Consider the following 12,718-nt stretch of genomic DNA (forward strand, 5'->3'; position numbering starts at 1 on the left):
GGCCCCATGGACAGGCCCACGGAGCGCGGTACCGCGCACGCCCACGAGCACGCCCACGAGGACCCCCGCCACGACCCCGCCGCGGAGGTGGTGGAGCTCTGCCGGGACCTGGTCCGGATCGACACGTCGAACTACGGCGACGCCTCGGGGCCGGGGGAGCGGAAGGCCGCCGAGCACGTCGCGGCGCTGCTCGACGAGGTCGGGATCGAGTGCGAGGTCGTGGAGCCCGCGCCCGGACGCACCTCGCTGGTGGCGCGGTGGGGCGGCACGGAGGGCGACGCGCTGCTCCTCCACGGACACCTCGACGTCGTCCCGGCCGCGGCCGAGGACTGGACCCACGACCCGTTCGCCGGGGAGATCGCCGACGGCTACCTGTGGGGTCGCGGCACGGTCGACATGAAGGACTTCGACGCCATGCTGCTCTCGGTCGTGCGCGCCCGGGCGCGGGCGGGGCGGGTGCCGCGGCGGCCGGTCGTGCTGGCCTTCACCGCCGACGAGGAGGCCGGCGGCCACCAGGGTGCCGAGGTCCTCGTCCGCGACCACGCGGACCTGTTCGAGGGATGCACCGAGGCCGTCGGCGAGGTGGGCGGCTTCACCACCACCGTGCGGGGCCAGCGGATCTACCTCGTCGAGGCCGCGGAGAAGGGGATGGCCTGGATGCGCCTGCGCGCCCGGGGCACCGCCGGCCACGGGTCGATGATCAACGGCGACAACGCCGTCACCGAGCTCGCAGCCGCCGTGGCGAGGATCGGCGCCCACCGCTGGCCCGTACGGCTCACCCCCGCGATGGAGGTGCTGCTCGCCGCGGTCGGGAAGATCGCGGGGACCGAGGCGACGCCCGAGAACGCCGAGGCGCTGGTGGAGGAGTTCGAGAGCTCCACGCGGATGCTGGGGGCAGTCATCCGCAACACCGTGAACCCCACGATGCTGCAGGCCGGCTACAAGGTGAACGTCATCCCCACGGAGGCGGAGGCCCACGTGGACGGACGCTTCCTGCCCGGCTACGAGGACGAGTTCTTCGCCACCCTCGACGAGCTCTGCGGCCCGCACGTGACCCGGGAGTTCGTCAGCCACCAGCAGCCCTGGGAGTCCGCCACCGAGGGCCGGCTGATGGACGCGATGACGCGCTCGATCCTCGCCGAGGACCCCGACGGGATCGTCGCTCCCTACCTGATGAGCGGGGGCACCGACGCCAAGCACTTCCGCCGGCTCGGGATGTCGTCGTACGGGTTCGCACCGCTGCGGCTCCCGGCGGACCTCGACTTCGGGTCGCTCTTCCACGGCGTGGACGAGCGGGTCCCGGTCGACGCACTGGAGTTCGGGGCGCGGGTCTTCGACCGGTTCCTCGACGAGGCCTGCGAGCCTCAGACGTAGCCCAGGAACGGCCTCGACTGCCGGATGATCTTGCGCCGCAGCAGCACCCGGCGGGTGCCGTCGGGCGTCATCCGGACCCGCACCAGCTCCCAGCCGCCGTGCTCGGCCCGCTCCACCAGGAGCCGGCGCACCGCGCTCCGGGAGACCTCCGGCGGGTAGGTGATCGTGTCGAACTCCCACTCGACCCCGGGCCGGGGCGGACGACGCAGCGCGCGGCTCATCAGTCGGCCGAGACGTCGTCGAGGGCGGCCACGATCTCGGGCGGCAGGACGAGCTCCTCGGTACCCAGCACGTCGTGCAGCTGCGCGGCGGTCCGGGCCCCCACCAGGGGTGCCGTCACGCCCGGGCGGTCCCGGACCCAGACCAGCGCCACCTCCAGGGGGCTCCAGCCCAGGCCCTCGCCGGCCCGGACGAGCGCCTCGACGATGCCCCGGCCGCGGTCGTCGAGGTAGGAGCCCACCCGATCGGCGAAGTGCGGGGTCGCGCCGGCGGAGTCCGCCGGGATGCCGGTGCGGTACTTGCCGGTGAGCACCCCGCGACCCAGCGGCGACCAGGGGAAGACCCCCAGTCCCAGCGCCTCGGCGGCAGGCAGCACCTCGAACTCGACGTCGCGGTTGAGCAGGGAGTACTCCACCTGGGTCGAGACGACGGGTGCCCGGCCGGGCCAGGCCCGCTGCCAGGTGACGGCCTGGGCGCTCTGCCACCCGTTGTAGTTGGAGATGCCGGCGTAGGCGGCGCGCCCGGAGGAGACGGCGGTGTCCAGCGCCGAGAGCGTCTCCTCCAGCGGGGTGGCGTCGCTCCAGACGTGGACCTGCCAGAGGTCGACGTGGTCGACGCCGAGCCGTCGCAGGGAGGCGTCCAGGGTGCGCAGCAGGGCGCCCCGGGAGGTGTCCACGTGCCGCTCGCCGTGGCGCCGCGACACGCCGGCCTTGGTCGCGAGCACCAGGTCGTCCCGACGGACGACGTCGTCCAGCAGGGTGCCCAGCAGCGTCTCGGAGGCGCCGTCGCCGTAGCCGGCGGCCGTGTCGACCAGGGTGCCGCCCGCCTCGGCGAAGGCGACGAGCTGGTCGCGGGCCTCGTGCTCGTCGGTGTCCCGGCCCCACGTCATGGTGCCGAGGCCGAGGCGGGAGACCCTGAGGCCGGTGCGACCGACCGCGCGCTGCTGCATGGCGCACAGGCTAGTCAGACCTCCGTGAGGCGGCTGTCGCGGCTCGCCGGACTCGATGCGGTCCGCCTGCGGAGGCGGCCCTAGGCTGTGCCCCCATGTGGGATCTGTTCAAGGCCGTCGTCCTCGGGACCATCCAGGGGCTGACCGAGTTCCTCCCCATCTCGAGCAGCGCTCACCTGCGCATCTTCCCCGAGCTCTTCGGCTGGGGCGACCCGGGCGCCGCCTTCACGGCCGTGATCCAGATCGGCACCGAGCTGGCCGTCCTCATCTACTTCCGCAAGGACATCTGGACCATCGGGAGCAGCTGGGTGCGCTCCATCTTCCAGCCAGAGCACCGCGGCACGCTCGAGACGAGGATGGGCTGGTTCATCATCGTCGGCTCCCTGCCCATCGTCGTCCTCGGCGTCCTGCTCAAGGACGTCATCGAGCGCGATTTCCGCAACCTGTGGATCGTCGGGGTCGCCCTCGTCGTCATGGGCGTGGTCCTCGGCATCGCCGACCGGACCAGCAGCGACGACAAGAAGATCAAGCACCTCACCCTGCGCGACTCGCTCCTCATGGGCGGGGCCCAGGCGCTCGCCCTGATCCCGGGCGTCTCCCGGTCGGGCGCGACGATCTCCATGGGCCGGTTCCTCGGCTTCGAGCGTGAGGCCGCCACCCGGTTCGCCTTCCTGCTGGCGATCCCGGCAGTGGTCGGTGCCGGCATCTTCGAGCTCAAGGAGATCCCGCACGGGGACAACAGCTACGGCTGGGGCCCCACGATCCTGGCCACGGTCGTCTCCTTCGTGGTGGGGTACGCCGCCATCGCGTGGCTGCTGCGCTACGTCTCGACCCGTTCCTACACCCCGTTCGTCCTCTACCGGGTGGTCCTCGGCGTCGCGACCCTGCTCCTCCTGACCACCGGCGTGCTGACCGCCTGACAGCCCCCGGGGCTGCTCATAGCCAGCCCGACCGCTTGAACCAGGCGAGCAGCCCACCCGCCACGGCGACCATGAGGGCGAGGGCGAACGGGTAGCCGTACCGCCACCCGAGCTCGGGCATGTGGTCGAAGTTCATCCCGTAGACGCCCGCCACCAGGGTCGGGACGACGACCAGCGCGGCCCCCGCGGAGATCTTGCGCATGTCCTCGTTCTGCTGCATCGAGATCCGGGCCACGTAGGACTCGAAGGCGCTCGCGAGCAGCGTGTCGAGGGTGTCCACCACCTCGCCGACGCGGGTGAGGTGGTCGTGGACGTCGCGGAAGTAGTGCGTGGTGTCCTCGGGCAGCCCGGGCACCATGCCCGAGGCCAGCAGCCGCAGGGGCTCCCGGAGCGGGAGCACGGCCCGCCGGACCTCGGCGGCCTCGCGCTTGAGCGTGTAGATCCGCGCCGAGTGCTGGGACCCGGAGGCGCGTCCCTCGGCGAAGACCGAGGCCTCGACCTCGTCGACGTCGATCTCGAGCTCGGCGCCGACGGACTCGTAGTCGTCCACGACCTTGTCGCAGACGGCGTACAGCACCGCCGTCGGCCCGTGGGCCAGCACCTTGGCGCGCGCCTCGAGCTCCCGGCGCGAGGCCTGGAGCTCGGCACCCTCGCCGTGCCGGACCGTCACGACGTAGTCACGGCCGACGAAGACGCCGATCTCTCCCGTCTCCACCGCGTCCTCGGCGTCGACGTACCAGAGCGTCTTGAGCACCAGGAAGAGCATGTCGTCGTAGAGCTCGAGCTTGGGTCGCTGGTGGGCGTTGACCGCGTCCTCCACGGCGAGCGGGTGCAGCCCGAACGCCTCCGCGACCTCCTGCATCTCCCGCGGGTCCGGCTCGTGCAGGCCGACCCACTGGAAGTCCCCGGGCCGCCGCGTGGCGCCCACGCCCAGGATGTCGTGCACCTCGAGGTCGTGGGGGACCCGCCGTCCCTCCCGGTACACCGCGTTGTCGACGATCACAGCGCGAGGCTAGCCGCCGGACGACCCCGGCGCCCCGCACCGCGCGCCGGCCACGGCGTGCACCCCCGCACTAGGCTCCTCTGCCATGGCCACGGTGATCCTGGTGCGGCACGGCCGCTCCACCGCGAACGTCTCCCGCGTCCTGGCCGGGCGCCAGGCCGGCGTCCGGCTCGACGAGGAGGGCGAGCGCCAGGCCCGGGCCGCCGCCGAGCGGATCGCCGCGGTCCCGCTGGTGGCGGTGGTGACGAGCCCGTTGGAGCGCTGCGTGCAGACCGCCGAGCTGGTCGCCGGGGCGCAGCCGGGGGCCGCCGCCGCAGCCGCGCGCCTCCGGGTGGAGGAACGGCTCACCGAGTGCGACTACGGCGAGTGGCAGGGGCGGGCGATCTCCGAGCTCGCGGGCGAGGACCTCTGGGGAACCGTGCAGCGGCAGCCGTCGGCCGCGATCTTCCCGGGCGGGGAGTCGCTGGCCGCGATGTCGGCGCGCGGGGTCGCGGCCGTGCGCGAGCTCGACGCGGAGCTCGAGGCCGCGCACGGGCCCCACGCGGTCTGGGTGGCGGTCAGCCACGGCGACGTGATCAAGGCGGTGCTGGCCGACGCGCTGGGCACCCACCTCGACCACTTCCAGCGGATCGTGGCCGACCCCGCCTCGGTCAGCGTGGTCCGCTACACGACCGGGCGGCCCTTCGTGCTGGGCCTCAACACGCATGCCGGGGACCTCTCCTGGTTGGCCCAGGCCCCGGCCGAGGACGTGCCGGCGGGCGACGCGGTGCCCGGCGGCGGCTCCGGTGCCGGGGCGGGCCCGGACGACCCGGCTGGTCCCCGCCCCTAGGGTGGAGCCATGCCAGTCGTGCACTCCTTCGACCCCCCCGAGCGCTTCGTCGCCGGTACCGTCGGCGAGCCGGGCCAGCGGACGTTCTTCCTCCAGGCCCGCGACGGCACCCGGCTCGTCAGCGTCTCGCTGGAGAAGCAGCAGCTCGTCGCGCTGGTCGAGCGGATCGACGAGCTCCTCGACGAGCTCATGGCGGGCTCCGCGGCGAGCACCCTGATCCCCGCGGTGGCGCCCGTCGACCTGGAGGACAACGAGCCGCTCGAGCAGCCGATCGACGAGGAGTTCCGGGCCGGCACCATGACGCTCTCCTGGGACCCCGGGGACGAGCGGATCGTGGTCGAGGTCTTCCCGTTCACGGAGGCGGCCGTCGTCTCGCCCGACCAGCTCGACGAGCTCGGCCAGGAGACCTTCGAGGAGCCCGACCCCGAGGAGCTGCTCGTCGTGCGGCTGACCGCCGGCGTCGCGCGGGCGTTCTGCGCCCGCGCCCTCCACGTGGTGGAGGCCGGCCGGCCGCCGTGCCCCTTCTGCGGCAACCCGGTGGACCCGCAGGGCCACCTGTGCGTGCGGGCCAACGGGTTCCGCCGACGCGAGTCGTGAGCGGGCCCCAGCCGCTCGGCGACCGGGTCCCGGAGCGGGTCCCCCCGGCGGGGGAGCTCGCCCTGCACGGCCGGGTCATGCCGGCCTCCAACGCCACCTTCGTCGGCGAGCTCGCCGGTGCCCGCGTCGTCTACAAGCCGGTCGCGGGGGAGCGGCCGCTGTGGGACTTCCCCGACGGCACGCTGGCCGCCCGCGAGGTCGCGACGTACGCCGTCTCCGAGGTGCTCGGCTGGGACGTGGTGCCGCACACCGTGCTGCGCGAGGGCCCGCACGGGCCGGGCATGGTCCAGCGCTGGCAGGAGCCGGACCCGGTCCAGCAGGCGGTCGACATCGTGCCGCAGGGCGAGGTGCCCCCGGGCTTCCTGCACGTCTTCGACGGGGTGGACTCCCGGGACCGGCCGGTCTCCCTCGTCCACGAGGACACGCCGGCGCTGCGCCGGATGGCCGTGCTGGACGTCGTGGTCAACAACGCCGACCGCAAGGGGGGCCACGTGCTGGCGATGGCCGACGGCCACCGCTACGGGGTCGACCACGGCGTGACCTTCCACGTCGAGACCAAGCTGCGCACCGTGCTCTGGGGCTGGGCGGGGCAACCCCTCGACGACGAGGAGCGGGAGGCGGTGTCCCGGCTGGAGGAGGCGCTGGGCGCGGGCCTGGGGGAGCGCCTGCGCGCCCTGCTCACCGAGGAGGAGGTGGCGGCCACCCGTCGGCGGGTCCGCCGCCTGCTGGCCGCCGGCCGGATGCCGCTGCCGCACGACGGGTGGCCCACGATCCCCTGGCCGCCCTTCTAGGTAGGCTGCGGCCCATGCGCGCCTGGTCAGCTCCCGAGGTCCCCGTCCTGCCCGTCACGGGTCCGCCGGTGCAGGTGCACGACACGGCCACCGGGGGCCTGGTCACCACTGCGCCCGACGGCCCCGCCCGGCTTTACGTCTGCGGGATCACCCCCTACGACGCGACCCACATGGGCCACGCGGCGACGTACGTCGGCTTCGACCTGCTCAACCGCGCCTGGCGGTCGGCGGGCCACCCGGTCACCTACGTCCAGAACGTCACCGACGTCGACGACCCGCTCCTCGAGCGGGCCGACAAGGTCAAGGTCGACTGGCGGGCCCTCGCCGAGCGCGAGACCGAGCTGTTCCGCCACGACATGGAGGCGCTGCGGGTGCTGCCGCCGGCGCACTACGTGGGCGCGGTCGAGTCGATCCCCGCGGTGATCGACTACATCGAGCGGCTCCGGCGGGCCGGCACGGTCTACCAGGTCGACGACGACCTCTACTTCTCCGTGACCTCCGACCCGGCCTTCGGCGCCGTGTCGAGGCTGGAGCGCGACGAGATGGTCCGGCTCTTCGCGGAGCGGGGCGGCGACCCCGAGCGCCCGGGCAAGAAGGACCCCCTCGACTGCGTGGTCTGGCTCGCTCAGCGGCCCGGCGAGCCCGCCTGGGAGAGCCCGTTCGGGCCCGGACGTCCCGGCTGGCACATCGAGTGCACCGCCATCGCGCAGGGCCACCTCGGGGAGCAGTTCGACGTGCAGGGCGGCGGGTCCGACCTCGTCTTCCCGCACCACGAGATGAGCGCCGGCCACGCCCACCTGGCGACCGGCGCGCCGTTCGCCCAGGTCTACGCCCACGCCGGCATGGTCGCCTACGACGGCGAGAAGATGTCGAAGTCGCGGGGCAACCTGGTCTTCGTCTCCCACCTGCGGCACAGCGACGTCGACCCGATGGCGATCCGGCTGGTGCTGCTGCGCCACCACTACCGCAGCGACTGGGAGTGGACCGACGCCGAGCTGTGGGACGCCGTGGACACCCTGGCCCGCTGGCGGCGGGCGCTGGCGCTCGGCGCGGGCGCCCCGGCCCTGCCGGTCGTCGAGGGCGTCCTCGCCGCCCTCGCCCGGGACCTCGACGCCCCGACGGCCGTGCGGCTCGTCGACGAGTGGGTCGCGGCCACCCTGGGGACGGCGGGGCTCGCGGACACCTCCGACGACTCCGCGGCGGCCACGGTGCACCAGCTGCTCGACGCCGCGCTCGGCCTCTCGCTCTGACCGTGCTCGTGCCCCCCGGGGCCGCGTCGGTCAGCCCGTGTCGTCGCGCCGCTTGAGGTAGCGCTCGAACTCGCGCGCGATCGCCTCGCCGGAGGCCTCGGGGAGGTCCGTGGTGTCCCGCGTCTCCTCGAGCGCCCGCACGTAGTCGGCGATGTCCTCGTCCTCCTCGGCGAGCTCGTCGACGCCGCGCTCCCAGGCGCGGGCGTCCTCGGGGAGGTCGCCGAGCGGGATCCTGGTCTCGAGCAGCTCCTCGAGCTGGCCGACCAGCGCCAGCGTCGCCTTGGGGCACGGCGGCTGGGCGACGTAGTGCGGGACCGCGGCCCAGTAGGAGACCGAGGGGATGTCGAGGCGGGCGCAGGCGTCCTGGAAGACGCCGACGATCCCCGTGGGCCCCTCGTAGGTCGACTGCTCGAGCCGCAGCCGGTCCACCAGCTCCGGCTCCGTCGCCGTCCCGGTGACGGGGATCGGCCGCGTGTGGGGGGTGTCGGCCAGCAGCGCGCCCAGGGTGACCACGAGCTGGCCCCCCAGGTCGTCGCACGCGGCCAGCAGCTCGGCGCAGAACTGGCGCCAGCGCATGTTGGGCTCGATCCCGTGGACCAGGATCACGTCGCGCTCCAGGTCGGGCGGCGACGCGACCGCGATGCGGGTGGTCGGCCAGGTCAGCTGCCGCATCCCCTGGTCGTCGGTGCCGACGACCGGGCGGTTGACCTGGAAGTCGTAGAAGTCCTCCGGATCGATCGCGCCGACGACGGTGGCGTCCCAGGCCTCGATGAGGTGGGCCACGACGGCGGAGGCGGCCTCGCCGGCGTCGTTCCACCCCTCGAAGGCGGCGATCACCACGGGGTCGACCAGGTCGGTCAGGGTGTCGATCTCGATCACGCGCTCCAGCCTAGGCGGTCCCGCTGATTTCACCCGTCCTGACGAGAGGTGTCACGATGCGGAACACCTGTCCGGCCACCGGACCGCGCCGTAGTGTGGATCGACCGACCGGCACCGCCAGCCTCGAGGAGAACCGTGGTCGCAGACCTCGTCGTCCAGCACCGTCCCGACTGCACCGAGGAGCTCCGGGCGTCGATGCAGGAGCGGATCCTCGTCGTGGACGGTGCCATGGGCACCGCCATCCAGCGGGACCGCCCCGACGAGGCCGGCTACCGGGGCGAGCGCTTCGCCGACTGGCACTGCGACGTGCAGGGCAACAACGACCTGCTCACCCTCACGCAGCCCGAGCTGGTCGCGGGCATCCACCGCGAGTACCTCGAGGCCGGCGCGGACATCATCGAGACCAACACGTTCAACGCCAACGCGGTCTCGCTCGGCGACTACGGCATGGAGGAGCTCGCCTACGAGCTCAACCACGCCGCCGCGGCGCTCGCCCGGCGCGAGGCCGACGCGGTGGCCGCGGCCGACCCCAGCCGGCCGCGCTACGTCGCCGGCGCGCTGGGCCCGACGACCCGCACCGCCTCGATCTCGCCCGACGTCAACGACCCCGGCGCCCGCAACATCGGCTTCGACGACCTCGTGGCGGCGTACACCACCGCCGCGCGGGGCCTCGTGGACGGCGGAGCCGACCTGCTCTTCATCGAGACGATCTTCGACACCCTCAACGCCAAGGCCGCCATCTTCGCCGTCGAGACCCTGTTCGAGGAGCAGGGCCGACGCTGGCCGGTCGTGGTCTCCGGCACCATCACCGACGCCTCCGGGCGCACCCTGACCGGCCAGACCACCGAGGCGTTCTGGAACTCCGTGCGGCACGCCCGTCCGCTGCTCGTGGGGCTCAACTGCGCCCTGGGCGCCAAGGAGATGCGTCCCTACGTCGCCGAGCTCAGCCGGCTGGCCGACACCTTCGTCTCCGCCTACCCCAACGCCGGGCTGCCCAACGCCTTCGGCGAGTACGACGAGGCGGCCGCCGAGACCGCGGAGGTCGTCGGCGAGTTCGCCGCGGCCGGGCTGGTCAACCTCGTCGGCGGCTGCTGCGGCACCACGCCCGAGCACATCGCCGCCGTCGCGCGCGCGGTCGAGGGGGTGGCCCCGCGGGTCGTGCCGCAGGTGGCGCCCGCCCTGCGCCTGTCCGGCCTGGAGCCCTTCACCGTCACCGACGAGAGCCTCTTCGTCAACGTGGGGGAGCGGACCAACATCACCGGGTCCGCGCGCTTCCGGACGCTGATCAAGGACGGCGACTACGACACGGCCCTGTCGGTGGCGCTGCAGCAGGTGGAGAACGGCGCCCAGGTCATCGACGTCAACATGGACGAGGGGATGATCGACGGGGTCGCGGCGATGGACCGCTTCCTCAAGCTCGTCGCCGCCGAGCCCGACATCAGCCGGGTGCCCCTGATGGTCGACTCCTCCAAGTGGGAGGTGATCGAGGCCGGGCTCAAGTGCGTGCAGGGCAAGCCGATCGTCAACTCGATCTCCATGAAGGAGGGCGTCGAGGCGTTCGTGGCCCAGGCCCGGCTGTGCCGCAAGTACGGCGCCGCGGTCGTCGTCATGGCCTTCGACGAGGACGGGCAGGCCGACAACCTCGAGCGTCGCAAGGCGATCTGCGAGCGGGCCTACCGGATCCTCGTCGACGAGGTCGGCTTCCCCGCCGAGGACATCATCTTCGACCCCAACGTCTTCGCGGTGGCCACCGGCATCGAGGAGCACGCCTCCTACGGGCTGGACTTCATCGAGGCGACCCGCTGGATCAAGCAGAACCTCCCGGGCGCCCTCGTCTCGGGCGGCATCTCCAACGTCTCGTTCTCCTTCCGCGGCAACAACCCGGTCCGCGAGGCGATCCACGCCGTCTTCCTCTTCCACGCCATCGAGGCCGGCCTCGACATGGGCATCGTCAACGCCGGGGCCCTGGTGGTCTACGACCAGGTCGAGCCCGAGCTGCGCGAGCGGATCGAGGACGTCGTGCTCAACCGCCGCCCCGATGCCGCCGAGCGGCTGCTGGAGATCGCAGAGGCGCACAACAAGCAGGGCGGCCAGGCCGAGGCGGCCGCCGAGGAGTGGCGCACCCTCCCCGTCGCCGAGCGGATCACCCACGCCCTGGTGAAGGGGATCGACGCCTTCGCCGAGAGCGACACCGAAGAGCTCCGCGCCGAGATCGCGGCGCGGGGCGGGCGACCGATCGAGGTGATCGAGGGCCCGCTGATGGACGGCATGAACGTCGTGGGCGACCTCTTCGGCGCGGGCAAGATGTTCCTGCCGCAGGTGGTGAAGTCGGCGCGCGTGATGAAGAAGGCGGTCGCCTACCTGATCCCCTTCATCGAGCAGGAGAAGCTCGACCGGCCCGAGCTCGCCACGGCCAAGGACACGAACGGCACCATCGTCATGGCGACCGTGAAGGGCGACGTGCACGACATCGGCAAGAACATCGTGGGCGTCGTGCTCCAGTGCAACAACTACGAGGTGGTCGACCTCGGCGTCATGGTGCCGGCGCAGAAGATCCTCGACACGGCCGAGGAGATCGGCGCCGACATGGTCGGGCTCTCCGGACTGATCACCCCCTCGCTCGACGAGATGGTCTCGGTGGCGGCCGAGATGCAGCGCCGCGGCTTCACCGTGCCCCTGATGATCGGCGGCGCCACGACCTCGCGGGCCCACACCGCGGTCAAGGTGGACAAGAAGTACGACGGCCCCGTGGTCTGGGTCAAGGACGCCTCGAAGTCGGTGCCGACGGCCGCCGCGCTGCTGCACCCCCAGCAGCGCGAGAAGCTCCTGGCCGACGTGCAGGCCGACTACGACTCGCTGCGTGCCCGGCACGCCACCAAGCACGAGCGGCCGATGGTGACCCTCGAGGCCGCCCGCGCCAACCGGACGCCGATCGACTGGGAGGGCTACGCCCCGCCGGTCCCGGCCCGGCCCGGGATCCACGTCCTGGAGGACTACGACCTGGGCGAGCTGCGCGAGTACATCGACTGGCAGCCGTTCTTCAACGCGTGGGAGATGAAGGGCAAGTTCCCCGACATCCTCAACAACCCCACGACCGGCGAGGCGGCCCGCAAGCTGTACGACGACGCGCAGGCGATGCTGGACCGTGTCGTGGCCGAGAAGTGGCTGACTGCGCGCGGCGTCTACGGGTTCTTCCCTGCCAACGCGGTCGGCGACGACCTCGAGCTCTACACCGACGACTCCCGCACCGAGGTGCTCACCCGGCTCCACCACCTGCGCCAGCAGGGGGAGCACCGCGCCGGGGTGCCCAACCGGGCGCTGTCGGACTTCGTCGCCCCGCGCGAGACCGGTCTCCGCGACCACGTCGGGGCCTTCGCGGTCACCGCGGGTCACGGGACCCAGGAGCGGATCCTCGCCTTCAAGGCCGAGCTGGACGACTACTCGGCGATCATGCTCGAGGCGCTGGCCGACCGGCTCGCCGAGGCGTTCGCGGAGCGGCTGCACCAGCGGGTCCGCACCGAGGCCTGGGGGCACGCCGTCGGGGAGCAGCTGACCAACGAGGACCTGATCGCCGAGCGGTACGCCGGGATCCGGCCGGCCCCGGGCTACCCGGCCTGCCCCGACCACACCGAGAAGGCGGAGCTGTGGCGCCTGCTCGACGTGGAGGCGGCGACGGGGATCACGCTCACGGAGTCGATGGCGATGTGGCCCGGCGCCGCGGTCTCGGGCTGGTACTTCTCCCACCCGCAGTCGCAGTACTTCGTCGTCGGGCGGCTCGGCCGCGACCAGGTCGCCGACTACGCCGAGCGGCGGGGCTGGACGCTGGCCGAGGCCGAGCGCTGGCTCTCCCCGAACCTCGGCTACGACCCGGAGGACTGAGCTCGGCGACGGAGCCCGGCGACGGAGC

At 72.9% G+C, this 12,718-nt stretch carries 11 protein-coding genes; 7 read left to right on the top strand and 4 right to left on the bottom strand.

Features of this window, described 5'->3' with window-relative positions; all coding sequences use genetic code 11:
• The first annotated feature begins 6 nt into the window (after positions 1-6).
• A complete protein-coding gene (locus DNK53_RS16445) occupies positions 7-1,374 on the top strand; it encodes a M20/M25/M40 family metallo-hydrolase (protein WP_110183397.1) in 1,368 nt (455 codons plus the stop codon).
• On the opposite strand, the gene DNK53_RS16450 is transcribed toward DNK53_RS16445, so the two are convergent.
• Both DNK53_RS16450 and DNK53_RS16455 read right to left on the bottom strand, forming a co-directional pair.
• Positions 1,365-1,595, bottom strand: a complete 231-nt coding sequence (locus DNK53_RS16450; protein WP_110183398.1) for a DUF5703 family protein — start codon at positions 1,593-1,595, stop codon at positions 1,365-1,367. The genes DNK53_RS16445 and DNK53_RS16450 overlap by 10 nt on opposite strands.
• Positions 1,595-2,542, bottom strand: coding sequence for an aldo/keto reductase (locus DNK53_RS16455; RefSeq protein ID WP_110183399.1), 948 nt, complete (start codon positions 2,540-2,542; stop codon positions 1,595-1,597). Before DNK53_RS16455 ends, DNK53_RS16450 begins: the two co-directional genes overlap by 1 nt.
• A gap of 95 nt (positions 2,543-2,637) precedes the next feature.
• On the opposite strand from DNK53_RS16455, the gene DNK53_RS16460 reads away from it, so the two are divergent.
• Positions 2,638-3,462, top strand: coding sequence for an undecaprenyl-diphosphate phosphatase (locus tag DNK53_RS16460; protein ID WP_110183400.1), 825 nt, complete (start codon positions 2,638-2,640; stop codon positions 3,460-3,462).
• Between the two features lie 16 nt (positions 3,463-3,478).
• Here DNK53_RS16460 and corA read toward each other — a convergent pair whose 3' ends face one another.
• Entirely contained in the window at positions 3,479-4,465 is a 987-nt protein-coding gene (gene corA, locus DNK53_RS16465) for a magnesium/cobalt transporter CorA (RefSeq protein ID WP_110183401.1), read from the bottom strand.
• Positions 4,466-4,550: 85 nt separating this feature from the next.
• Between corA and DNK53_RS16470 the strand changes: the two genes are divergently transcribed.
• Genes DNK53_RS16470 through mshC form a run of 4 tightly spaced genes read left to right on the top strand, consistent with a single transcriptional unit; the run spans position 4,551 to position 7,932 of the window.
• On the top strand, positions 4,551-5,294 hold the full coding sequence (locus tag DNK53_RS16470; protein ID WP_204163987.1) for an MSMEG_4193 family putative phosphomutase: 744 nt from the start codon (positions 4,551-4,553) through the stop codon (positions 5,292-5,294).
• A 9-nt stretch (positions 5,295-5,303) separates the two neighbouring features.
• Entirely contained in the window at positions 5,304-5,891 is a 588-nt protein-coding gene (locus DNK53_RS16475; protein ID WP_110183402.1) for a DUF3090 domain-containing protein, read from the top strand.
• On the top strand, positions 5,888-6,682 hold the full coding sequence (locus tag DNK53_RS16480; protein WP_275425765.1) for an SCO1664 family protein: 795 nt from the start codon (positions 5,888-5,890) through the stop codon (positions 6,680-6,682). Before DNK53_RS16475 ends, DNK53_RS16480 begins: the two co-directional genes overlap by 4 nt.
• Positions 6,683-6,696: 14 nt before the next feature.
• Complete coding sequence (mshC, locus tag DNK53_RS16485) at positions 6,697-7,932, top strand: cysteine--1-D-myo-inosityl 2-amino-2-deoxy-alpha-D-glucopyranoside ligase (RefSeq protein ID WP_110183403.1); 1,236 nt, start codon at positions 6,697-6,699, stop codon at positions 7,930-7,932.
• A 30-nt stretch (positions 7,933-7,962) separates the two neighbouring features.
• Here mshC and DNK53_RS16490 read toward each other — a convergent pair whose 3' ends face one another.
• Entirely contained in the window at positions 7,963-8,811 is an 849-nt protein-coding gene (locus DNK53_RS16490) for a PAC2 family protein (protein ID WP_110183404.1), read from the bottom strand.
• A 135-nt stretch (positions 8,812-8,946) separates the two neighbouring features.
• On the opposite strand from DNK53_RS16490, the gene metH reads away from it, so the two are divergent.
• On the top strand, positions 8,947-12,690 hold the full coding sequence (gene metH / locus DNK53_RS16495; protein ID WP_275425766.1) for a methionine synthase: 3,744 nt from the start codon (positions 8,947-8,949) through the stop codon (positions 12,688-12,690).
• Positions 12,691-12,718: the final 28 nt, after the last annotated feature.

This window comes from Nocardioides solisilvae (assembly GCF_003194625.1).
In the GTDB taxonomy this organism is placed as follows: domain Bacteria; phylum Actinomycetota; class Actinomycetes; order Propionibacteriales; family Nocardioidaceae; genus Nocardioides; species Nocardioides solisilvae.

Coding starts and splice junctions, on each gene's coding strand:
- DNK53_RS16455 (WP_110183399.1), bottom strand. CDS start 2,542: ATGCAGCAGCGCGCGGTCGGTCGCACCGGCCTCAGGGTCTCCCGCCTC.
- DNK53_RS16470 (WP_204163987.1), top strand. CDS start 4,551: ATGGCCACGGTGATCCTGGTGCGGCACGGCCGCTCCACCGCGAACGTC.
- DNK53_RS16450 (WP_110183398.1), bottom strand. CDS start 1,595: ATGAGCCGCGCGCTGCGTCGTCCGCCCCGGCCCGGGGTCGAGTGGGAG.
- DNK53_RS16445 (WP_110183397.1), top strand. CDS start 7: ATGGACAGGCCCACGGAGCGCGGTACCGCGCACGCCCACGAGCACGCC.
- DNK53_RS16475 (WP_110183402.1), top strand. CDS start 5,304: ATGCCAGTCGTGCACTCCTTCGACCCCCCCGAGCGCTTCGTCGCCGGT.
- DNK53_RS16460 (WP_110183400.1), top strand. CDS start 2,638: ATGTGGGATCTGTTCAAGGCCGTCGTCCTCGGGACCATCCAGGGGCTG.
- mshC (WP_110183403.1), top strand. CDS start 6,697: ATGCGCGCCTGGTCAGCTCCCGAGGTCCCCGTCCTGCCCGTCACGGGT.